Source organism: Streptomyces sp. NPDC041108, assembly GCF_055592645.1.
This window is the reverse complement of sequence record NZ_JBVIYK010000004.1, coordinates 540,435-562,488: the sequence shown is the minus strand read 5'-3', so window position 1 is coordinate 562,488 and position 22,054 is coordinate 540,435. Positions and strand designations below refer to the sequence as shown.

16 protein-coding genes are annotated in these 22,054 nt (G+C 72.4%); 13 read left to right on the top strand and 3 right to left on the bottom strand.

Annotated elements, in window-relative coordinates; genetic code table 11:
* Nucleotides 1-2 precede the first annotated feature (2 nt).
* The 4 genes from ACZ6BB_RS15680 to ACZ6BB_RS15665 all read left to right on the top strand — a co-directional run bounded on the left by ACZ6BB_RS15680 (nucleotide 3) and on the right by ACZ6BB_RS15665 (nucleotide 5,048).
* Nucleotides 3-818, top strand: coding sequence for a TlyA family RNA methyltransferase (locus ACZ6BB_RS15680; RefSeq protein ID WP_471615720.1), 816 nt, complete (start codon nucleotides 3-5; stop codon nucleotides 816-818).
* Nucleotides 815-1,720, top strand: a complete 906-nt coding sequence (locus ACZ6BB_RS15675) for an NAD kinase (RefSeq protein WP_319369527.1) — start codon at nucleotides 815-817, stop codon at nucleotides 1,718-1,720. Before ACZ6BB_RS15680 ends, ACZ6BB_RS15675 begins: the two co-directional genes overlap by 4 nt.
* A gap of 111 nt (nucleotides 1,721-1,831) precedes the next feature.
* Nucleotides 1,832-3,574 carry a DNA repair protein RecN gene (gene recN / locus ACZ6BB_RS15670; protein WP_471615719.1) on the top strand — a complete coding sequence of 581 codons (1,743 nt, stop codon included), beginning with the start codon at nucleotides 1,832-1,834 and terminating at the stop codon, nucleotides 3,572-3,574.
* A 337-nt stretch (nucleotides 3,575-3,911) separates the two neighbouring features.
* Complete coding sequence (locus ACZ6BB_RS15665) at nucleotides 3,912-5,048, top strand: glycosyltransferase family 4 protein (protein WP_471615718.1); 1,137 nt, start codon at nucleotides 3,912-3,914, stop codon at nucleotides 5,046-5,048.
* A 23-nt stretch (nucleotides 5,049-5,071) separates the two neighbouring features.
* Here the strand turns inward: ACZ6BB_RS15665 and ACZ6BB_RS15660 are convergent, their stop codons facing one another.
* From ACZ6BB_RS15660 to ACZ6BB_RS15650, 3 genes are all read right to left on the bottom strand, one after another.
* Nucleotides 5,072-6,724: a PucR family transcriptional regulator gene (locus ACZ6BB_RS15660; RefSeq protein WP_471615717.1), complete on the bottom strand. Its 1,653-nt coding sequence runs from the start codon at nucleotides 6,722-6,724 to the stop codon at nucleotides 5,072-5,074.
* 21 nt (nucleotides 6,725-6,745) lie between these two features.
* Entirely contained in the window at nucleotides 6,746-8,128 is a 1,383-nt protein-coding gene (locus ACZ6BB_RS15655; RefSeq protein ID WP_471615716.1) for an FAD-binding oxidoreductase, read from the bottom strand.
* A 206-nt stretch (nucleotides 8,129-8,334) separates the two neighbouring features.
* On the bottom strand, nucleotides 8,335-10,137 hold the full coding sequence (locus ACZ6BB_RS15650) for a glycoside hydrolase family 15 protein (RefSeq protein ID WP_471615747.1): 1,803 nt from the start codon (nucleotides 10,135-10,137) through the stop codon (nucleotides 8,335-8,337).
* Between the two features lie 577 nt (nucleotides 10,138-10,714).
* Between ACZ6BB_RS15650 and ACZ6BB_RS15645 the strand changes: the two genes are divergently transcribed.
* The 9 genes from ACZ6BB_RS15645 to ACZ6BB_RS15605 all read left to right on the top strand — a co-directional run bounded on the left by ACZ6BB_RS15645 (nucleotide 10,715) and on the right by ACZ6BB_RS15605 (nucleotide 21,878).
* Nucleotides 10,715-12,373, top strand: a complete 1,659-nt coding sequence (locus tag ACZ6BB_RS15645; RefSeq protein ID WP_319368677.1) for a CTP synthase — start codon at nucleotides 10,715-10,717, stop codon at nucleotides 12,371-12,373.
* Nucleotides 12,374-12,471: 98 nt separating this feature from the next.
* Nucleotides 12,472-13,098, top strand: a complete 627-nt coding sequence (locus ACZ6BB_RS15640; RefSeq protein ID WP_471615715.1) for an NUDIX domain-containing protein — start codon at nucleotides 12,472-12,474, stop codon at nucleotides 13,096-13,098.
* Nucleotides 13,099-13,346: 248 nt separating this feature from the next.
* Nucleotides 13,347-15,437: a tetratricopeptide repeat protein gene (locus ACZ6BB_RS15635; protein ID WP_471615714.1), complete on the top strand. Its 2,091-nt coding sequence runs from the start codon at nucleotides 13,347-13,349 to the stop codon at nucleotides 15,435-15,437.
* A 165-nt stretch (nucleotides 15,438-15,602) separates the two neighbouring features.
* A complete protein-coding gene (ald, locus tag ACZ6BB_RS15630; protein WP_471615713.1) occupies nucleotides 15,603-16,727 on the top strand; it encodes an alanine dehydrogenase in 1,125 nt (374 codons plus the stop codon).
* 483 nt (nucleotides 16,728-17,210) lie between these two features.
* A complete protein-coding gene (locus ACZ6BB_RS15625; RefSeq protein ID WP_078907264.1) occupies nucleotides 17,211-18,338 on the top strand; it encodes a ParA family protein in 1,128 nt (375 codons plus the stop codon).
* Nucleotides 18,323-18,901 (top strand): hypothetical protein, encoded by a 579-nt coding sequence (locus ACZ6BB_RS15620; protein ID WP_390809037.1) that lies wholly within the window; start codon nucleotides 18,323-18,325, stop codon nucleotides 18,899-18,901. The genes ACZ6BB_RS15625 and ACZ6BB_RS15620 overlap by 16 nt, the downstream gene beginning before the upstream one ends.
* A gap of 18 nt (nucleotides 18,902-18,919) precedes the next feature.
* Nucleotides 18,920-20,107 carry a segregation and condensation protein A gene (locus ACZ6BB_RS15615; RefSeq protein WP_471615712.1) on the top strand — a complete coding sequence of 396 codons (1,188 nt, stop codon included), beginning with the start codon at nucleotides 18,920-18,922 and terminating at the stop codon, nucleotides 20,105-20,107.
* Nucleotides 20,104-20,757: an SMC-Scp complex subunit ScpB gene (gene scpB, locus ACZ6BB_RS15610; protein ID WP_471615711.1), complete on the top strand. Its 654-nt coding sequence runs from the start codon at nucleotides 20,104-20,106 to the stop codon at nucleotides 20,755-20,757. Before ACZ6BB_RS15615 ends, scpB begins: the two co-directional genes overlap by 4 nt.
* Nucleotides 20,757-21,878, top strand: a complete 1,122-nt coding sequence (locus tag ACZ6BB_RS15605; protein ID WP_471615710.1) for a pseudouridine synthase — start codon at nucleotides 20,757-20,759, stop codon at nucleotides 21,876-21,878. The genes scpB and ACZ6BB_RS15605 overlap by 1 nt, the downstream gene beginning before the upstream one ends.
* Nucleotides 21,879-22,054: the final 176 nt, after the last annotated feature.

Genomic DNA, 22,054 nt, shown 5'->3' with positions numbered 1-22,054 from the left:
CCGTGGCAGGAGTCGCACGCCGCCGTCTGGACGCCGAACTGGTCCGGCGGAAGCTCGCGCGGTCGCGTGAGCACGCGAGCCAGCTGATCGCCGCCGGGCGGGTCACCGTCGGCAGGACCGTCGCGACCAAGTCCGCCACCCAGGTGGAGACCGCCGCCGCGATCGTGGTCGTGGCCGACGACGGCGACCCGGAGTACGTGTCCCGGGGCGGGCACAAGCTCGCGGGCGCCCTGGAGGTCTTCGTCCCGCAGGGGCTCGCCGTCGAGGGGCGGCGGGCGCTGGACGCCGGTGCCTCCACCGGGGGCTTCACCGACGTACTGCTGCGCGCCGGAGCCGCGCACGTCGTCGCCGTGGACGTCGGATACGGACAACTCGCCTGGACTCTGCGCAGCGATGAACGCGTCACCGTCAAGGACCGTACGAACGTACGCGAGTTGACGCTCGAAGCGATCGATGGGGAGCCTGTGGATCTAGTCGTGGGGGATCTGTCCTTCATCCCGCTCGGCCTGGTACTGCCCGCGCTGGCGCGGTGCGTGAAGCCGGACGCCGATCTGGTGATGATGGTCAAGCCGCAGTTCGAGGTGGGTAAGGAGCGGCTGGGCAGTGGGGGAGTCGTACGGAGTCCGGAGCTGCGCGCCGAGGCGGTGCGCGGAGTGGCCCGCCGGGCGGGGGAGTTGGGGCTCGGGGTGAAGGGTGTGACGGCCAGTCCGCTGCCCGGACCGTCGGGCAATGTCGAGTACTTTCTGTGGCTGCGTGCCGGGGCTCCCGCGCTGGACCCGGCCGATGTCGACCGAGCAGTGGCGGAGGGGCCGCGTTGACTCAGGACCGATCGCGAACCGTTTTCCTGCTGACCCACACCGGGCGGCCGGCGGCGATCCGCAGTGCCGAACTCGTCGTCAAGGGGCTGCTGCACCACGGCATCACGGTGCGGGTCCTGGAGCACGAGGCCGAGGACATCCCCGTGCCGGAGGAGGTGGAGCTCGTCAAGGAGGCCACCCCGCAGTGCCTCGACGGGTGCGAGCTGCTGATCGTCCTCGGCGGTGACGGCACGCTGCTGCGCGGCGCCGAGTTCGCCCGCGCGTCCGGGGTGCCGATGCTCGGGGTCAACCTCGGCAGTGTCGGCTTCCTCGCGGAGGCCGAGCGGGACGACCTGGACAAGGTCGTCGACCGGGTGGTGACCAGGGCGTACGAGGTCGAGGAGCGTATGACCGTCGATGTCGTCGTTCACCAGAACGGGGACATCGTCCACACGGACTGGGCGCTCAACGAGGCGGCCGTGCAGAAGGCCGGCGCCGAGAAGCTGCTGGAAGTCGTCCTGGAGATCGACGGCCGGCCGGTGACCGGCTTCGGGTGTGACGGGATCGTCCTGTCGACGCCGACCGGGTCCACGGCGTACGCGTTCTCGGCGGGCGGGCCCGTGGTGTGGCCCGAGGTCGAGGCGCTGCTGATGGTGCCGATCTCCGCGCACGCGCTGTTCGCCAAGCCGTTGGTGACCTCGCCGAACTCGGTGCTGGCGGTGGAGGTCCTGCCGCACATTCCGCCGGGAGTGCTGTGGTGCGACGGGCGGCGGACCGTCGAACTGCCGCCGGGGGCGCGGGTCGAGGTGCGGCGGGGGGCGGTGCCGGTGCGGCTGGCGCGGCTGCACCACGCGTCGTTCACGGACCGGTTGGTGGCCAAGTTCGCTCTGCCCGTCTCCGGGTGGCGGGGGGCTCGGCACTAGCTCGGCGGGGCCGCACATCGGCACGGCCCCGCGTCCCTGAAAGGGCGCGCTGTAGCTCTCCGGGGTGACATTGGGGACGGGGGGCGTCGCACTTCCCTCTCCGGACCTCGTATGGTCGTGTCCGTGTTGGAGGAGATGCGGATACGGTCGCTCGGAGTCATCGACGACGCTGTCGTCGAGTTGTCGCCCGGCTTCACCGCCGTGACGGGTGAGACGGGCGCGGGCAAGACCATGGTGGTCACGAGCCTCGGCCTGCTGCTCGGCGGGCGGGCGGACCCGGCGCTCGTGCGGATCGGTGCGAAGAACGCCGTCGTGGAGGGCCGGATCACCGTGCCGGAGGGCGCGGCGGCGGTCGTCCGGGCCGAGGAGGCCGGGGCCGAACTCGACGACGGGGCGCTGTTGATCAGCCGTACCGTCTCCGCCGAGGGACGGTCGCGGGCCCACCTGGGCGGGCGTTCGGTGCCGGTGGGTGTGCTCGCGGAGCTGGCCGACGAGCTGGTCGCCGTGCACGGGCAGACCGACCAGCAGGGGCTGCTGAAGCTGTCCCGGCAGCGGGCGGCGCTCGACCGGTACGCGGGGGACGCGGTGGCCGTGCCGCTGACCAAGTACGGCGAGGCGTACCGGCGGCTGCGGGCCGTGGTCGGCGAACTCGACGAGATCGTCACCCGGGCGCGCGAGCGGGCCCAGGAGGCCGACATGCTGCGGTACGGCCTCGACGAGATCGCGGGGGTCGAGCCGCGGGCCGGTGAGGACGTGGAGCTGGCCGAGGAGGCCGAGCGGCTCGGGCACGCGGAGGCACTGGCGTCCGCCGCCACGGCCGCGCACGCCGCGCTCGCGGGCAACCCCGAGGACCCGGAGGGCGTGGAGGCCGCCACGCTCGTCGCGGGCGCGCACCGGGCGCTGGAAGCCGTGCGGTCGCACGACCCGGCGCTCGCGGCGCTCGCCGAACGCATCGGGGAGATCGGGATCCTCCTGGGCGATGTGGCGGGGGAGCTGGCGGGGTACGCCGACGACCTGGACGCCGACCCGCTGCGGCTGGCGGCCGTGGAGGAGCGGCGGGCCGCGCTCACCGGGCTGACGCGGAAGTACGGGCAGGACATCACCTCCGTGCTGGCGTGGGCCGCGGAGGGCGCCCGCCGGCTCACCGAACTCGACGGCGACGACGAGCGGATCGAGGAGCTGACCGCCGAACGGGACGCGCTGCGGGCGGAACTGGGCGGACTCGCGCAGGCCCTGACCGACGCGCGGACGGAGGCCGCCGAGCGGTTCGCCGCCGCCGTGACGGCGGAGCTGGCCTCGCTCGCCATGCCGCACGCGCGCGTGTCGTTCGAGATCCGGCAGAGCGACGATCCCGAGGGAGTCGAGGTGGACGGGCGTACGGTCGCGTACGGGCCGTCCGGGGTCGACGAGGTCGAACTGCTGCTCGCCCCGCATCCGGGGGCGCCGCCCCGGCCCATCGCCAAGGGCGCGTCCGGCGGTGAGCTGTCGCGGGTGATGCTGGCCGTCGAGGTCGTCTTCGCGGGCACCGACCCCGTGCCGACGTACCTCTTCGACGAGGTCGACGCCGGTGTCGGCGGCAAGGCCGCCGTCGAGATCGGCCGGCGTCTGGCCCGGCTCGCCCGATCGGCGCAGGTCGTGGTCGTCACCCATCTGCCGCAGGTGGCCGCCTTCGCCGACCGGCAGTTGCTGGTGGAGAAGACGAACGACGGGTCCGTGACCCGGTCCGGGGTGAAGGTCCTGGAGGGCGAGGAGCGGGTGCGGGAGCTGTCGCGCATGCTCGCCGGCCTGGAGGACTCCCAGACGGCACGGGCGCACGCGGAGGAGCTGCTGGCGGCGGCCCGCGCGGACGCGTAGGGGCCGGGCAGCCGGCCGCCGCTTCGTCGGCCCTGGGCGAACAGGGCGGTGGAGACCGCGGGCAGGAGCGGTGCGGGAGTCGTGCGGAGGGGCAACCTCGTACGGGAGTTCACCCGTGTGGGTGACCCTGGGTCCGGGGTTGCCCGGCGCTCCGGCTTCCCGCTGCGTCCCGATGTGCCGGAACACCCTTGCGGCCTGGCATCCTTGGACAGGAGCGACGTAGCGGGACGTGCCGCGTGGACCGTACGGAAGGGCCTCGAACGGTTCACCCCCATCGGTGCATCCCCCCGTACGTCTCTTCGTGACCGTCCGACCCCGAGCCAGGAGCCCCGGCCACGTGAGCCACGTGAGCAGCCACTCACCGCACGGCCAGTCGCCGCTGCGAACCGTACAAGTGCTCGGCGGTGGCAGCGCGATGAGCAGTGCGCATGTGCGGTCGCTGGCCTCGGGGCTGGTCGCCCGGGGCGTGCGGGTCACCGTGTGCGCCCCCAGTGACGCCGACGGCCTGTACGACTTCACCGGCGTCGGCGCCCACCACGTCCACGTGCCCCGCAGCAGCGACCCCGCCTCGGTCGCCAGTCTGCGCAACGCCTGCGCGGACGCCGACCTGGTGCACGCGCACGGCCTGCACGCCGGTTTCCGCGCCACCCTCGCGCTCGGCCGGCGCACCACCCCGCTCGTCGTCACCTGGCACACGCGTTCGCATGCCGAGGGGGCGCGGGCGCATCTGCTGCGGCTGCTGGAGCGCCGGGTCGCCAAGGCCGCCGCCGTGGTCCTCGGGACCTCCTCCGACCTGGTCGACCGGGCCCGCAGCCGGGGCGCGCGCGACGCCCGGCTCGCCGCGGTCGCCCTGCCCGCGCCGCGCCGCGCCGGCGCCGTCGACGACCAGGACCGGCCCGCCTGCAAGGTCCGGGCCGAACTGGGTGCCACGGCACGACCGTTGCTCATCGCCGTCGGCGCGCTCGACCGCCACCGGGGATACGAGACCCTGCTCGACGCCGCCCGCGACTGGCGCGGCCTCGACCCGGCGCCGCTGCTCGTCGTCGTGGGCGAGGGGCCGCTGCGGAGCGTGCTGCAGCGCCGGATCGCGGAGGAGGAGCTGCCCGTACGGCTGGCCGGGCGGCGCGACGACGTCTCCGAGCTGATCGCGGCCGCCGACCTCGCCCTGCTGCCCGGCGGCCCCGAGGCCCGTCCCGTCCTCGCCCAGGAGGCGCTCCACGCGCGCGTGCCGCTCGTGGCGGCCGCCGGCGCAGCGGTGACCGACCTGGTCGGCGACGGCGCCGAACTCGTCCCCCACGGCGATGCCGGGGCGCTCGCCCGGGCCGTCGTACGTCTTCTCGACGACCCGGCCCGCCGTGCGCGGCTGCGGGAGCGGGGCACACGGCAGGCCGCCACCTGGCCGACCGAGGACGAGACGGTGGCCCAGGTGCTCAGCGTCTACGACGAGCTGACCCAGCCGCGGCCCCTGGGCTGACCCCCCACCCGCCCGGCACCGCCTCAGGAGACGTGTCGGCGGGCCCGCAGGGCCAGGCTCAGGGCCAGGACGGCCTGGGGGTCGTCCAGGTCGGTGCCGAGCAGTTCGCCGATGCGGGCGAGGCGGTTGTAGAGGGTCTGGCGGTTGAGGTGCAGTTCCCGGGCCGTCTCCGCCTTCCGGCCGGCGTGCGCCAGATAGGTCTCCAGGGTCGGCAGCAGCGGGGGCCTGGCACGGTCGTCGTGGTCGCGGAGGGGGCCGATCGCGCGGTCCACGAAGGAGGCCAGGTCGGGATGGTCGCGCAGCCGCCACAGCAGCAGGTCGATGTCGAGGCGCCGGGCGTCGTACCAGGGGCGGTCGGCCAGGCCCTGCGCGGCCGTCGCCGTCTCCGCCGCGTGCCGCAGCCCCGCCGAGGCGGCCGCCCAGCCGCCGGGCACGCCCACGACCACCACGGGCGGCCGCCCGCCCGGCCGCCGCATCCCGGCCCGCTCCGCCCCGGCCCGCAGCGCCGCCGCGGCCCGGTCGGCGACCGCCGGGCGCTCCGACTCCGCGCGCAGGCCCAGTAGCAGCGGGACGCGGCCCTCCACCGGGCGTACGCCGAGCAGGACGGGCGCACCCACAGAGGCCAGCTCCTCGGCCACCGCGCGGGCGAGGACGGCCCAGCCGCCCCCGTCGGGGGCCAGACCGTCGGCGAGCTTCATGACGACGGGGAGCAGCGGGCCGGCACCCGGCCGGAAGCCGAGGACGCGGGCCTGCGCGGGCGCGTCCTCGGCCCGGACGCGGCCCTCGGCGAGGTCGGTGAGGAAGTCGCCGCGTCCGCGCGCCGCCAGCTCCTCCTCCTGCCGGGCCTGCATCAGGACGACGGCGAGGACCCCGGCCGCGCGCTCGGCGGCCATCCGGTGCACGGGGGCCAGGGGGCCGACGACGGGCAGGAGGACCAGGCGGGCCCGTACCGATCCGGTGCCCGGACCGCCGCCCGGGACGTCGACGAGGGTCGTCCCGGCCGGGGGCGCGTCCTGGTGCCGGTCGCGCACCCCCTCCCACACCTGGAGCGGATCGGTGTCCGCCGGGCCCGCCCCCGCGGCGTACAGGAGCTGTCCGTCGGCGGTCTCCAGGAACACCGGATTGCCGCTGAAATCGGCCAGGATGTCGAGGACCTGGGGGATCCCGCCCCCGCCGAGCAGGGCCTCGGTGCAGCGGCGGTGCACCTCCTCGGCCTGCTGCAGGAGCGCGTAGTGGCCGTTGACGATCTCGGTGTGGATCTCCTCGGTGACCGTCACGAACGCCACCTCGCGGTGCAGCTGGACGAGGGGGAGACCGGCCGAGCGCGCCGTCTCGACGAGGGCGGCCGGGAGCCGGGCGAAGCGCGGGCCCAGTTCGACGACCAGCGCCGAGATGCCGCGCTCGGCGAGGGTCCGCACGAACGCGCGCTGGTCGGCGGGGCGGGTGCCGAGACCGTACCCGGTGGTCAGCAGCAGCTCGCCGCCCTTGAGGAGCGAGGCGATGTTCGGGACCTCGCCCGCGTGCACCCAGCGCACGGTCCGGTGCAGCCGGTCGGCGCCGGCCAGGACCTCCGGCAGCCCGCCGCGCAGGCCGGGCAGCTCCAGGGCCCGCCGTACGGTGATACCGCCCTGCGCCTCGCGGCCGTCACCTGGTGCGCGACTGTCACGGGTGTCCATGGAGCGGACGGTACCCGGTCCTCAGGCCGGCGGGATGTTGTGGTTGAAGCGGAAGACGTTGTCGGGGTCGAACCGGGCCTTCACCGCCGTCAGCCGCCGGTGGTTGTCCACGCCGACACCGGCCACCACTCGGTCGGCGCCCTCGTCGCCGACGAAGTTGAGGTAGACCGCGCCGGTGCTCCACGGCCGTACGTCGGCGCGGACGTCCCGCACCCACCGCACGCACCGCTCGTCGTCCGCCGGGTCCGCCCAGACGCCGAAGGGATGCACGACCCAGGGGGCGTTCCGGTACGGCACGGGGTACTGCGCGGGGCCGTCGGCGATCGCGCCGCCCAGCGGGAAGAGCACGTGCTGGGTGCCGGTGGGCACGGGCATCGTCCAGGCGCGGGTGGCGAAGACGTCCACCAACGGGTCCGGCAGACCGGTCAGATGCTCCGCCGACCAGTAGTTCCGCATGCCCGGCGGATCGTCGATCATGCACTGCACGTCCGCGTACGGCATCGCGCCGACGATCTCGGCCTCGTGCGCCATCGCCAGCAGCGGCTGAGCGGTCTTGCGCATGTCGTCCTCGGTGCCCGCGTACGTCAGCAGGACACCGCAGACCAGCTCGCCCACCAGGTGCCCGGGCACGAACTCCTCCGGCGGGCCGGTGAAGTACAGGACGCCGCCGCTCGCCTCCCGCGGTCCCGTCTCGATGACCTCGCGGTACATGCGGATCACCTCGGGGCCGTGTTCCGGGCGGTAGAGGAGGAGGGCAATGGCGAACGCGGGCAGTTCGTGCAGCCGGAGGGTGAGCGCGGTGGCCACACCGAAGTTCCCGCCGCCGCCGTGCAGCGCCCAGAACAGGTCCGGGTTCTCCTCGGCGCTCGCGTGGACCGCCTGACCGTCGGCGGTCACCAGGTCGACGCCGAGCAGGTTGTCGACGGCCAGCCCGAAGGTGCGGTCCAGCCAGCCACTGCCGCCGCCGAGGACGAAACCGCCGACACCCGTGGTCGACGCCCGCCCGCCCGTGGTCGCCAGGTGATGGGGCTCGGTGGCGCGGTCGAGATGGCTCATGGTGGCGCCGCCCTCGACCCGTGCGCTCATGGAGCCGGGATCGACCGTGACGGCGTGCATCCGCCGCAGGTCGATGACGAGCCCGTTGTCGTTGAGGGCCATGCCGGCCACGCTGTGACCGCCGCCGCGCACCGCGATCGGCAGGTCCAGGTCACGGGCGAAGCGCACGGAACGGATGACGTCGCTGTCGTCCGCGCACTGCGCGATCACGGCCGGACGCCGGTCGATCATGGCGTTGAAGACCGTACGGGCCTCGTCGTACCCCGGGTCCTCCGGCGCGAACACGTCGCCGGTCAGATCCTCGCGCAGCGCGGTGAGAGCCGCGCGCGCCTTCGAGAGGGGAGCCATGGCGAGCCGCCCCCTTTCGGTCGGGGGACAGGGCTCCTTCCAGGCTAGGCGGGGGCGCCGCATCGGGCCTGTTCGGGGGGACGGGCCCGAGGCGCGAGCGACCCGTACCGGCGGGCGCAAGCGGTTGCCGCACGCGCCTGCCCGCGCACGGGGCCGCCGCCACCCGCCCCGGTCCGCCGCCGTGCGCGCCGGACCGGAGGGCGCGCTCAGCCGCCGTACGCCCCCGAAGCGGTCAGCCGCAGGGCCGTGTCGATGAGGGGGACGTGGCTGAACGCCTGCGGGAAGTTGCCGACCTGGCGCTTGAGGACCGGGTCCCACTCCTCGGCGAGGAGCCCCAGGTCGTTGCGGAGGGAGAGCAGCTTCTCGAAGAGCTTGCGGGCCTCGTCCACGCGGCCGATCATCGCCAGGTCGTCGGCCATCCAGAACGAGCAGGCGAGGAACGCTCCCTCGTCGCCCGGCAGTCCGTCCACGCCCTCCTCCTCGCCGGAGGTCGGGTAGCGCAGGATGAAGCCGTCCGGGGTCGACAGCTCGCGCTGGATCGCCTCGATGGTGCCGATGACCCGCTTGTCGTCCGGCGGCAGGAACCCCATCTGCGGGATGAGGAGCAGCGAGGCGTCCAGTTCCTTGGAGCCGTAGGACTGGGTGAAGGTGTTGCGCTCCTTGTCGTACCCCTTCTCGCACACGTCCCGGTGGATGTCGTCGCGCAGCTCGCGCCACTTCTCCAGCGGGCCGTCCGCGTCACCGGACTCGATGAGCTTGATCGTGCGGTCCACGGCGACCCAGGCCATGACCTTGGAGTGCACGAAGTGGCGGCGCGGACCGCGCACCTCCCAGATGCCCTCGTCCGGCTCGTCCCAGTGGTCCTCCAGGTAGCGGATCAGCTTCAGCTGGAGGAGGGAGGCGTAGTCGTTGCGGGCCAGGCCCGTCATGTGGGCCAGGTGCAGGGCCTCGGTGACCTCGCCGTACACATCGAGCTGCAGCTGGTGCGCGGCGCCGTTGCCGACCCGGACCGGGCCCGAGTTCTCGTAGCCGGGCAGCCACTCCAGCTCGGCCTCGCCCAACTCCCGCTCACCGGCGATGCCGTACATGATCTGCAGGTTCTCCGGGTCGCCGGCGACGGCCCGCAGCAGCCACTCGCGCCAGGCGCGCGCCTCGTCGCGGTAGCCGGTGCGCAGCAGCGAGGAGAGGGTGATGGCCGCGTCCCGCAGCCAGGTGTAGCGGTAGTCCCAGTTGCGGACGCCGCCGATGTGCTCCGGGAGCGAGGTGGTCGGCGCGGCGACGATGCCGCCGGTGGGCGCGTACGTCAGGGCCTTCAGCGTGATCAGGGAGCGGACCACCGCCTCCCGGTAGGGGCCGTGGTACGTGCACTGGTCCACCCAGTCGCGCCAGAACTCCTCGGTCGCCCGCAGCGAGGGCTCGGGCTCCGGCAGGGGCGGGGGCTGCTTGTGCGAGGGCTCCCAGGAGACCGTGAAGGCGATCCGGTCGCCCGGCGTCACGGTGAAGTCGGCGTAGGTGGTCAGCGCCTTGCCGTACGTCTCGCACTCGGTGTCGAACCACACCGAGTCCGGACCGGCCACGGCCACTGTGCGCCCCTCGTGCTTGTGCACCCAGGGCACCACCCGGCCGTACGAGAAACGCATCCGCAGGGCCGAGCGCATCGGCACCCGGCCGCTTACGCCCTCCACGATCCGGATCAGCTGCGGGGCGCCGTCGCGCGGCGGCATGAAGTCCGTCACACGGACCGTGCCGCGCGGGGTGTCCCACTCGGATTCCAGGATCAGCGAGTCGCCGCGGTACCGGCGGCGGGAGGCCGTCGGCGGCTCGGCGTCCGCGGCGTGCGCGGGTCCCAGTCTCCAGAATCCGTGTTCCTCGGTGCCGAGCAGTCCCGCGAAGACGGCGTGGGAGTCGAAGCGGGGCAGGCACAGCCAGTCGACCGTGCCGTCCCGGCAGACCAGCGCCGCTGTCTGCATGTCTCCGATGAGTGCGTAGTCTTCGATGCGCCCGGCCACGTGCAACTCCAGTCGAACGGCCACGTCGTCGCCCCCCGAGGGGCGGTCGCTGTGCGGTGTGCGGTCAAGGGACCCATGGGATCGGCAAGGGAACCATGTTTCCAGAGTGATCCAAGGGACGGTGTCATGCGATGTCGCTCAACGATCCTCAACGCAAATGAGGCGGTCGTTGCTCAACGGACTGACGAGCTCTCGTGATTGCCGGAGACGGGCGGGGGTGGTGCCGTCGCGCCGGCCGCGCTCGGCAGCGAGTGTCCGAAGAGGATACGACGCAGCGGAGGGCTCCGCGTCCCGCTCCGGGCAACGCGAGTGGGCCGAACGGGTGAGCAAGGGGTGAAGGCCGTCCCGGATCCGCCGACGGCCGTACGACGAGCGTGTCGGGCCGTGCGCGGAGCGTGGCCGGAAGCGATCGTGTTCTGTCGCTGATACCCTGGTAGCCCGTGGACCGGTGGGCGCCCCACGCCGAAGATTTCGCACGAGGGACCCCCGAACCGCAGCGAAGGCACCCCCGACGGATGAGTTCGGGCGGCGGCCGACCCGCACACCGAACCGCGACCACGGGAGCCCCCTCTTGGCCATGCCGCCCGCTGCTTTTCGAAACACGACGACCAAGCACATCTTCGTCACCGGGGGTGTCGCCTCCTCGCTGGGCAAGGGTCTGACCGCCTCCAGCCTCGGCATGCTGCTCAAGGCCCGCGGTCTGCGCGTCGTCATGCAGAAGCTCGACCCCTACCTGAACGTCGACCCGGGCACGATGAACCCGTTCCAGCACGGTGAGGTGTTCGTCACCAACGACGGCGCCGAGACCGACCTGGACATCGGCCACTATGAGCGCTTCCTCGACCGCGACCTGGACGGCTCGGCCAACGTCACCACCGGCCAGGTCTACAACACGGTCATCGCCAAGGAGCGGCGCGGCGAGTACCTCGGCGACACCGTCCAGGTCATCCCGCACATCACCAACGAGATCAAGCACCGCATCCGGCGCATGGCCTCCGACGAGGTCGACGTCGTCATCACCGAGGTCGGCGGCACGGTCGGCGACATCGAGTCGCTGCCGTTCCTGGAGACCGTCCGGCAGGTCCGGCACGAGGTCGGCCGGGACAACGTCTTCGTCGTCCACATCTCGCTCCTGCCGTACATCGGGCCGTCGGGAGAGCTGAAGACGAAGCCGACCCAGCACTCGGTTGCGGCGTTGCGCAACATCGGTATCCAGCCGGACGCGATCGTGCTGCGCTGCGACCGTGAGGTGCCCGCCGCGATCAAGCGCAAGATCTCCCTGATGTGCGACGTCGACGAGGACGCCGTGGTCGCATGCCCCGACGCCCGCTCGATCTACGACATCCCGAAGACCGTGCACCGCGAGGGCCTGGACGCCTACGTCGTCCGCAAGCTGGACCTGCCGTTCCGTGACGTGGACTGGACGACCTGGGACGACCTGCTCGACCGCGTCCACAACCCGCTCCACGAGATCAACCTGGCGCTGGTCGGGAAGTACATCGACCTGCCCGACGCCTACCTCTCGGTCACCGAGGCCCTGCGGGCGGGCGGCTTCGCCAACAAGGCCCGTGTGAAGATCAAGTGGGTCACCTCGGACGACTGCCGGACCCCGGCCGGGGCCGCGGCCCAGCTCGCCGACGTCGACGCCATCTGCATTCCCGGCGGCTTCGGCGACCGGGGCGTGTCCGGCAAGGTCGGTGCCATCCGGTACGCCCGCGAGAACAGGATCCCGCTGCTCGGGCTCTGCCTCGGCCTGCAGTGCATCGTGATCGAGGCCGCGCGCAACCTGGCCGACATCCCGGACGCCAACTCCACCGAGTTCGACTCCGCGACCGCCCACCCGGTCATCTCCACCATGGCCGAGCAGCTCGACATCGTCGCCGGTGAGGGCGACATGGGCGGCACCATGCGGCTCGGCATGTACCCGGCCAAGCTCGCCGAGGGCTCGATCGTGCGCGAGGTGTACGACGGCAAGGAGTACGTCGAGGAGCGCCACCGCCACCGCTACGAGGTGAACAACGCCTACCGCGGGGAACTGGAGAAGAAGGCCGGTCTGCAGTTCACCGGAACCTCGCCCGACGGCAAGCTCGTCGAGTACGTCGAGTACCCGCGCGAGGTCCACCCGTACCTGGTCGCGACCCAGGCGCACCCCGAGCTGCGCTCCCGCCCCACCCGCCCGCACCCGCTGTTCGCGGGGCTGGTGAAGGCGGCCGTGGAGCGCAAGACCGCCAAGTAGAAAGCCGAGTGGCGCCTGAGCTGTACGGTGACCGGGGTGCGCGTCTTTCGGGACGTGTGCCCCGGTTTCTTTTTGCACGTGTGGGAGGACGACGCGACATGACGATCAAGGACACCGCCGAGCAGTGGGAGGTCCGGGCGAGCCAGACGCCGTTCGTCGGCAAGAAGACCTCCGTCCGCACCGACGACGTGGTCATGCCGGACGGATCGGTCGTGCGCCGCGACTACCAGGTGCACCCCGGATCCGTGGCGGTCCTCGCCGTCGACGACCAGGACCGGGTGCTGGTCATCCGCCAGTACCGCCACCCCGTCCGCGAGAAGCTGTGGGAGATCCCGGCGGGGCTGCTCGACGTGCCGGGGGAGAACCCGCTGCACGCCGCCCAGCGCGAGCTGTACGAGGAGGCGCACGTCAAGGCGGAGGAGTGGCGGGTGCTCACCGACGTCTACACCACGCCCGGCGGCTGCGACGAGGCCGTGCGGATCTTCCTGGCCCGGGACCTCTCCGAGGCCGAGGGCCGGAAGTTCGAGGTGGAGGACGAGGAGGCCGACATGGAGCTGGCCCGGGTGCCGCTGGACGAGCTGGTGCGGGGGGTGCTCGCGGGGGAGTTGCACAACAACTGCCTGGTGGTGGGCGTGCTTTCGCTGGTGGCGGCGCGGAGCGGGGGCGGGATGGAGTCGCTGCGTGCGGCTGAGGCGCCGTGGCCTGCGCGGCCGTTCGAGATCTAGTGTCCTTGGGGGCGGTCCGCATCGTCGTGAGCCGCCGGCCCGTGCGTGGCTGGTCGCGTGGTTCCCCGCGCCCCTGAAGGGCCGCTGATGCTCAGCTCACTTTGCCAGTCCTACGATCGTTTGATCCGATCGAGCGACCTCACCGCCCGGCTCCGCCCGGATCGTCGCAGAGCGTGAACTAGGCTCGGGAATCGCCCGCACCGGAGTCCCGGCGGGCTTGCTCGTGCGGTGGGACGGGAGAGTGGCCCGTGGCGGATCAGGCGGTGGACCTCGGGGGTGCCCGGGTGTCCGGAACAGGGCGGCCCCCGGCTGTCGAGGCCGCCCCCACGGACAGTCAGTTCCTCGGCAGGACACGCGAGTTGAAGGAACTGCGGGCCGACATCGGCCGGGCGGGGCTCAACACCCTCGCGGGCCGCAAGGCACCCCACGCGCGTGTGCTGCTCATCGCCGGCCGGCCCGGCTTCGGCCGCACCGCGCTCGCCGAGGAACTCGTCCGGCAGGTTACCGATGGTTACCCCGACGGGGTGCTGCGGACCCGGCTCACCGAGCCCGACGGCACCCGGGTGCCCGTCGAACGCGCGGCGCGGGAACTGCTCGGGGAACTGGGGCTGCCGGCGCCGGCCGGTGCCGACGAGGACGACCTCAGCGAGGCCCTGCGGGTGGCGCTGACCGACCGCCGGGTGGTGCTGCTGCTGGACGACGCGGCGGACGCCGAGCAGGTCGACGCGCTGCTGCCGGACACCCCCGACTCCCTGGTCGTGGCGGTCTCCGGGGGCCCGCTGACGGGCATCTCCGACGTCCGCCCGTGCACCCTGGGCGGACTGGACACCAAGTCCGCCGTGGAGCTGCTGGAACGCTTCAGCGGCTCCGTGCGCATCACCGTGGACCCGCGCTCGGCCGAGGGGCTCGCCGAGGTGTGCGGGGCCCAGCCCGCCGCGCTGCGGCTCGCCGGCGGCTGGCTGGCCGCCCGGCCCACCGTGGCCGTCGCCGACCTGGCCAAACAGCTGCGCGCCGAGGAGGACGACAGCCCGCCCCTCGCCAGGATGCTCAGGCTGGCGTACGCCTCGCTGCCGACCGCCGCCGCCCGGATACTGCGCCTGCTCGCCCTTGCCCCGGCGGGCCTGGTCGACCCGCACATCGCCTCCGGGCTCGCCGGCTGCTCGGTCGGCGCGGCCCGCACCACGCTGGACGACTTCGTCGCCCTCGGCTTCCTGCACCAGGCCGACGCGGCGCTCCCGCAGTACGAGGTCCCCGGCTGCCTCCAGCCGCTGCTGTGGTCCCTCGCCGAGAGCCAGGAGCGGCCCGGTGAGCTGCGGCTCGCCCGCGCGCGGATGCTGGAGCGGACGGTACGGCTGCTGCAGTCCTGCCGGGCGGTCACCGAGACCGACAGCCCTCAGGCCCGCGAGAGGCTCCTCGCCATGCCCAAGGCGCTGCGGTTCCCCACCCCCCGGGCCGCCGAGGAGTGGCTGCGCGCCCGCAGGCCCGCGCTGCTGGCCGCGGCCCGGCTCGCGGTCGCCGACGGGGAGCTGGACACCCTCGCCCGGCGGCTGATGTCCCAGCTGGTGCGGGCCATGGTCGCGCACTTCGGCACCCAGGCCGCGGCCCCCGACCTGTACGGCGTCCACGGGCTCGTCCTCGATGTCGCCGAGCGCCGCGACCTGCCCCGCGAGCAGGCGGCGGCCCTGCTGAACCTCGGTGACCTGGACGCCCGCACCGGTCGTACGAAGGCGGCGCTGGCCCGCTACCGGGCCGCGCTCGACGCCGGACGGCGGGCGAACGACCCGTACGCGACCGGCCGCGCGATGGAATCCGTAGGCGGCGCGCACCAGGAGCTGGAGGACTACGACCGGGCCGCCGACTGGTACGGCCGCGCGCTCGCCCAGCGGCTCGCCCGGGACGAGCGCGAGGACGCCGCCCGGCTGTACGGCCGGATCGCCACCGCGCACACCTACGCGGGCCGCTACGGCGAGGCGCTGCGCAACTGGAGCTCGGCTCTCACCGGCCACCGCAGGCTCGGCGATGTGGGCGGCCAGGCACGGGCGTTGAGCGAGATGGCGCGCGTCCAGGAGTACGCGGGGCGGCCCGAGGAGGCGCTGCGCACCTGCGAGGAGGCGGCTCAGTGGGCGCGGCGCGCCGACGACACCCGGCTGCAGGCCGCGATCCAGCTGCGGACCGCGGACACCCTGGAGCGGCTCGGCGACCCGGCGGCGGCCCGGCTCCACCGGGCGGCCGCCGAGCGGCTCCTCGACGAGGGGGCCCAGGAGCCCGAAACCCAGGAGACCGAGCCGGAACAGGACGCTAACACCTGCGAAATCCGTAGTGCATCCGCGAAAGATTGATGCATTGAAAGGCTAGACAGCGGGGAAGCCTTCATTAGACTGGCTGTGCCGCCGGTTCTCCTGCGGTGTCTCCCGGTGCGCTCCGATGCGTACGGGTATGTCCTGCACTGCGTGGGCATGTGCCGCTGTAAGGGCGAGCCCCCACACCCCTCCGAGCCAAGGACCGTGATCGACGTGAAGGTCGGCATCCCCCGCGAGGTCAAGAACAACGAGTTCCGGGTGGCCATCACCCCCGCCGGTGTGCACGAGCTGGTGCGCCACGGACATCAGGTCGTCGTCGAGCAGGGCGCCGGAGTCGGCTCGTCGATCCCGGACGCCGAGTACGTCGCCGCGGGCGCCGAGATCCTGGCCACGGCCGACGAGGTGTGGGCCACCGCCGACCTGCTGCTCAAGGTCAAGGAGCCCATCGCCGAGGAGTACCACCGCCTCCGCAAGGACCAGACGCTCTTCACCTACCTGCACCTGGCGGCCTCCAAGGAGTGCACCGACGCCCTCGTCGAGTCGGGCACGACCGCGATCGCGTACGAGACCGTCGAGCTGCCGAGCCGCGCGCTGCCGCTGCTCGCGCCCATGTCCGAGGTCGCGGGCCGGCTCGCCCCTCAGGTCGGCGCCTACCACCTGATGCGCGCCAACGGCGGCCGCGGTGTGCTGCCCGGGGGCGTGCCGGGAGTGCTGGCCGGCCGGGCCGTCGTCATCGGCGGCGGCGTGTCCGGCTGGAACGCCGCGCAGATCGCCATCGGCATGGGCTTCCACGTGACCCTGCTCGACAAGGACATCAACAAGCTCAAGGAAGCCGACAAGATCTTCGGCACCAGGATCCAGACGGTCGTCTCCAACGCCTTCGAGCTGGAGAAGGCGTGCCTGGAGGCCGACCTCGTCATCGGCGCCGTCCTCATCCCGGGCGCCAAGGCCCCGAAGCTGGTCACCAACGAGCTGGTCTCGCGGATGAAGCCCGGAAGTGTCCTTGTCGACATCGCGATCGACCAGGGCGGCTGCTTCGAGGACTCCCGGCCCACCACCCACGCCGAACCGACCTTCCCCGTCCACGGATCGGTCTTCTACTGCGTCGCCAACATGCCCGGCGCGGTGCCCAACACCTCCACCTACGCGCTGACCAACGCCACGCTGCCCTACATCGTGGAGCTCGCCGACCACGGCTGGGCCGAGGCGGCGCGCCGCGACCCCGCCCTGGCCAGGGGCCTCAACACCCATGACGGCAGGGTCGTCTACCGCGAGGTCGCCGAGGCGCACGGCCTGGAGCACGTCGAGCTGGCGTCGCTGCTCGTCTGACCCCTCCGGCCCGTCCGGCCCGCGAAGCCGTCGCGGCGGCCTCCCCGCGGAGGCGCCGGACGGCCTGGCGGCGGGCCGTCGACCGGCTGCTTCAAGTCACCTTTCGGTAAAAGGCGATACGTCAACACAGGTCGTCAACAGCGCTTTACCGGCCGGATCTTGCCCGACAAGGTCCGGCCGGATGTGTGTATGGTCACTTTGCGACACTCGCGCAACTCGCCTCGAACGTAACCGTTCGTATGTTTCGTGCACCGGTGAAACCTGCCGTGCGACGGCCCTACGCCCTTGACAGCCGCATGTTTCATTGCCGACACATCGGGCCGGGTCCGGCGGATTGTGTTGCTGCGGACCGCCGACACGCCATAGAGTCGCCAGCTGTCGGCATGGTGCCACGCTGACCTATCTAGAAGTTTCCTGGTCACCAAGGAGGTAAGACGACTTGTGAATGAGTCGACATTTACTCCCGGGGGTGGTCAACCAGGAATGCCTGCGCCGGTCTCGGGTCCCACGGGGTTCGCGGCTGTCGGCTCGGTCGCTGTCCGCACCTTCGCGGCCCACCAGAGTCCGCAGGCAACTCCGACAGCACTCCAGAGCATGGATGGCCAACACGTGAACGCCATGGCCGGCGACGGAAGTGGCGGGGTCCACAACCACTTCGCCGACTACGACGAGCTGCCCGACGGGCACTTCTACGACCCCGACGCCGAGTACGAGCCCGATCCGGAGTACGCGGCCACGCTCGCGCCCGACGCGGCCCGTCAGCGCCGCGAGCGCATCGGCCCGACCGGGCGCCCGCTGCCGTACTTCCCGATCCCGGGCCCGCTGACCGACCACGGTCCCGCGAAGATCATCGCGATGTGCAACCAGAAGGGCGGCGTCGGCAAGACGACGTCGACCATCAATCTGGGGGCCGCGCTCGCGGAGTACGGGCGCCGGGTCCTTCTCGTCGACTTCGACCCGCAGGGCGCCCTCTCGGTCGGCCTCGGCGTGAACCCGATGGAGCTCGACCTCACGGTCTACAACCTGCTCATGGAGCGGGGCATGTCGGCCGACGAGGTCCTGCTGAAGACCGCGGTCCCCAACATGGACCTGCTGCCGAGCAACATCGACCTGTCGGCCGCCGAGGTCCAGCTGGTCTCCGAGGTCGCGCGCGAGTCCACGCTGCAGCGTGCGCTCAAGCCGCTGCTGGCCGACTACGACTACATCGTGATCGACTGTCAGCCCTCGCTCGGCCTGCTCACGGTGAACGCCCTGACGGCCGCCCACAAGGTGATAGTGCCCCTGGAGTGCGAGTTCTTCGCACTGCGCGGTGTGGCGCTGCTGACGGAGACCATCGAGAAGGTCCAGGAGCGGCTCAACCCCGACCTGGAGCTCGACGGCATCCTCGCCACCATGTACGACTCGCGCACCGTGCACAGCCGTGAGGTTCTCGCGCGTGTCGTCGAGGCGTTCGACGAGCACGTCTACCACACGGTCATCGGGCGCACGGTCCGCTTCCCGGAGACCACGGTCGCCGGTGAACCGATCACCACGTACGCCTCCAACTCCGTCGGCGCCGCCGCCTACCGTCAGCTCGCCAGGGAGGTGCTCGCCCGGTGTCACGCCGAGTGAGTCTGCCGGGGGCCGACGAACTCTTCCGTACGACAGGGGGAATGGCGCTGCAGCCGTCCACTCCCCGGCGGGGGGCCAACGGGGAAGTCCGTGTGCCCGCTCCCGCCGGGGACAGCGACGGGGCCGCCGGCGCGGAGGACGCGCCGCCGTCGGTGCCCGTGCGCGGCGGCGACGGCGAGGGGTCCGAGCATGTGGCCGCGGACGCCGAGTCCGACGGTGAACAGCCGCGCAGTCGTTCCGCCGCCGTCGGGGCCGAGCGGGCCGGGGCCGCCGGGCGTCTGCCGAAGCCGCAGGAAGGTTCTGCCGCCGCCGCGCCCCGTAAGAAGGGGCGGGCCTCCGGGCGCCGGCCCAGTGGGCGGGAGCGGCACGACGAGAAGATCACGGTGTACGTCTCCGCCGAGGAGCTGATGGATCTCGAGCACGCGCGGCTGGTGCTGCGCGGGGAGCACGGGCTGGCCGTGGACCGCGGGCGGATCGTGCGGGAGGCCGTCGCCGTGGTGCTGGCGGACCTGGAGTCCCGTGGGGACGCGAGCATCCTCGTCCGACGACTGCGCGGGCGGTAGGGGTAGCCTGCGGGGGCTATGACCTCGTTCGACTCCTCTGGCCCGGCTTCCGGTGGTTCTGCCGGCCGTCGGCGTGCGCTGGGGAAGGGGCCTGGAGCCGCGCCCCCGGCCGCGCCGGCCGCGCCGGCCGAACCGGCGGAACCGGCCGACAGCGACGAGGCGCCGCCCGCCACCGCTACCGTCCCCGCCGAAGCCGAAGCCGAAGCCGAAGCCGAAGCCGAAGCCGAAGCCGAAGCCGAAGCCGAAGCCGAAGCCGAAGCCGAAGCCGAAGCCGAAGCCGAAGCCGGCAGCGGTGCCGTGCCCGATGCGGCCGAGCGGACGGCCGGTGACCCCGACGGCTCCGAAGACCCCGACGGCTCCCAAGACTCCGACGACGGTGTCTTCACGGTGCGGCTCGCCAACTTCGAGGGCCCCTTCGATCTCCTCCTCCAGCTGATCTCCAAGCACAAGCTGGACGTCACCGAGGTCGCGCTCTCCAAGGTCACCGACGAGTTCATGACGCACCTCAGGGCGATGGGACCGGACTGGGACCTCGACGAGACGACCGAGTTCCTGGTGGTCGCGGCCACCCTGCTGGATCTGAAGGCGGCCAGGCTGCTGCCCGCCGCCGAGGTGGAGGACGAGGCCGACCTCGCACTCCTCGAAGCCCGGGACCTGCTGTTCGCCCGACTGCTGCAGTACCGGGCGTACAAGCAGATCGCGGAGATCTTCAACCGCCGGCTGGACGAGGAGGCGCGGCGGTATCCGCGGACCGTCGGGCTGGAGCCGCAGCACGCGGAGCTGTTGCCCGAGGTGGTCATCAGCATCGGGGCGGAAGGATTCGCCAGGCTGGCCGTGAAGGCGATGCAGCCCAGGCCCAAGCCGCAGGTGTACGTCGACCACATCCACGCGCCGCTGGTGAGCGTGCAGGAGCAGGCCGGCATCGTCGTCGCGCGGCTGCGGGTGCTCGGGGAGGCGTCGTTCCGGGTGCTCGTCGAGGACACCGACGACACCCTCACCGTCGTCGCCCGCTTCCTCGCGCTGCTGGAGCTCTACCGGGAGAAGGCCGTGGCCCTCGACCAGGAGACCGCGCTCGGGGATCTGATCGTGCGGTGGACCGGCGGGGACGGGGACGCGGAGCCCGTGGTCACGGACGAGTTCGACCGGCCGCCCGAGCCGCCCGAATCGCCCCGGCCGGACCGGCCGGTCAAGGAGGAGAAGGCATGAGCGAGGAGAGAACCGTGGGGCCCGAGGGCGCGCGTAGCGTCGCCGGCCTCGACCTCAAGCCCGCTCTGGAGGCCGTCCTCATGGTCGTGGACGAGCCCGCGACGGAGGAGCATCTGGCGAAGATCCTGGAGCGGCCCAAGCGGCAGATCGCCAAGGCGCTCAGGGAACTGGCCGACGACTACGCGGTACAGGGGCGCGGTTTCGAGCTGCGGCTGATCGCCGGGGGCTGGCGGTACTACACCCGGCCCGAGTACGCCGCCGCCGTCGAACGCTTCGTGCTCGACGGCCAGCAGGCCCGGCTGACCCAGGCCGCGCTGGAGACGCTGGCGGTGGTCGCGTACCGGCAGCCGGTGAGCCGGAGCAGGGTCTCCGCCGTGCGGGGAGTCAACTGCGACGGGGTCATGCGCACCCTCCTCCAGCGGGGTCTGGTCGAGGAGGCGGGCGCGGAACCCGAAACAGGTGCGATCCTGTACAGGACGACGAACTACTTCCTGGAGCGGATGGGCCTGCGCGGCCTGGACGAGCTCCCGGAGCTCGCGCCCTTCCTCCCGGAGGCTGAGGCGATCGAGGCCGAGACCCAGGAAGCCGTACCGTCGTTCGATCCGGACGCTCCGGATTCCGAGGACGCAGACGACAAGACGGAACTTTGATGCGAAGCAGCAGCGGCAGGAACAGCAGCGGAAACAACGGCGGGAGCCGTGGTGGCAACAGCGGCGGCCGCGGCGGGAGCAGCGGTGGCCGCGGTAACTACCGCGGCGCGGGGAACGACCGCGACGACAGGCAGGGCGGCCGGCCGAAGAACCCCCGCCCCGAGGAGCGCCGCTACGACGTGGGCCCCGGCGCCTCGCCGGACGGACCGAAGTCGGGGCGCGGCGCCTCCGCGCGCGGAGGCGCGAAGGGCGGCCCCAGGCAGTCCCCGAGCGGCGGGCGCGGCCGGTCGGCCCCGGCGACCTCCCGCGAGTACGACGCGCGGGCGGAGGAGCGCAACCGGGAGCGGTACGCGGGCAAGAAGGACGTCAAGCTGCCCAAGACCTTCCCGGGCGCCGAGCAGGAGGGCGAGCGGCTGCAGAAGATCCTCGCGCGCGCGGGCTACGGCTCCCGGCGTGCCTGCGAGGAGCTGATCGAGCAGGCGCGCGTCGAGGTCAACGGCGAGATCGTGCTGGAGCAGGGCAAGCGGGTCGACCCGGAGAAGGACGAGGTCAAGGTCGACGGGCTGACCGTCGCGACCCAGTCGTACCAGTTCTTCTCGCTGAACAAGCCGGCCGGTGTCGTCTCCACGATGGAGGACAACGAGGGCCGTCAGTGCCTCGGTGACTACGTCACCAACCGCGAGACCCGGCTCTTCCACGTGGGGCGGCTCGACACCGAGACCGAGGGTGTCATCCTGCTCACCAACCACGGTGAGCTGGCGCACCGGCTGACCCACCCCAAGTACGGCGTGAAGAAGGTCTACCTCGCGCACATCGTGGGCCCGATCCCGCGTGACCTGGGCAAGCAGCTCAAGGACGGCATCCAGCTGGAGGACGGGTACGCGCGCGCGGACCACTTCCGGGTCGTGCAGCAGACCGGCAAGAACTACCTCGTCGAGGTCACCCTGCACGAGGGGCGCAAGCACATCGTGCGCCGGATGCTGGCGGAGGCCGGGTTCCCGGTCGACAAGCTGGTGCGCGTGGCCTTCGGGCCGATCACCCTCGGCGACCAGAAGTCGGGCTGGCTGCGCCGGCTGTCCAACACCGAGGTCGGGATGCTGATGCAGGAGGTCGACCTCTAGGGTCGCCCGTCACGTACGAGCAGGTGCCGGTCCCGGGTTTTCCTTCGGGGCCGGCCCTTTGCCGTTCCCGGTGCCGGTCTTGGCGTTCCCTTCCCCGTAAAAGGGTTGTGCAGACCCGCCCCGCCCTTTTATAGTCGTTATGACTATTAGTCATGGTGACCATAAATGAGGGTGGT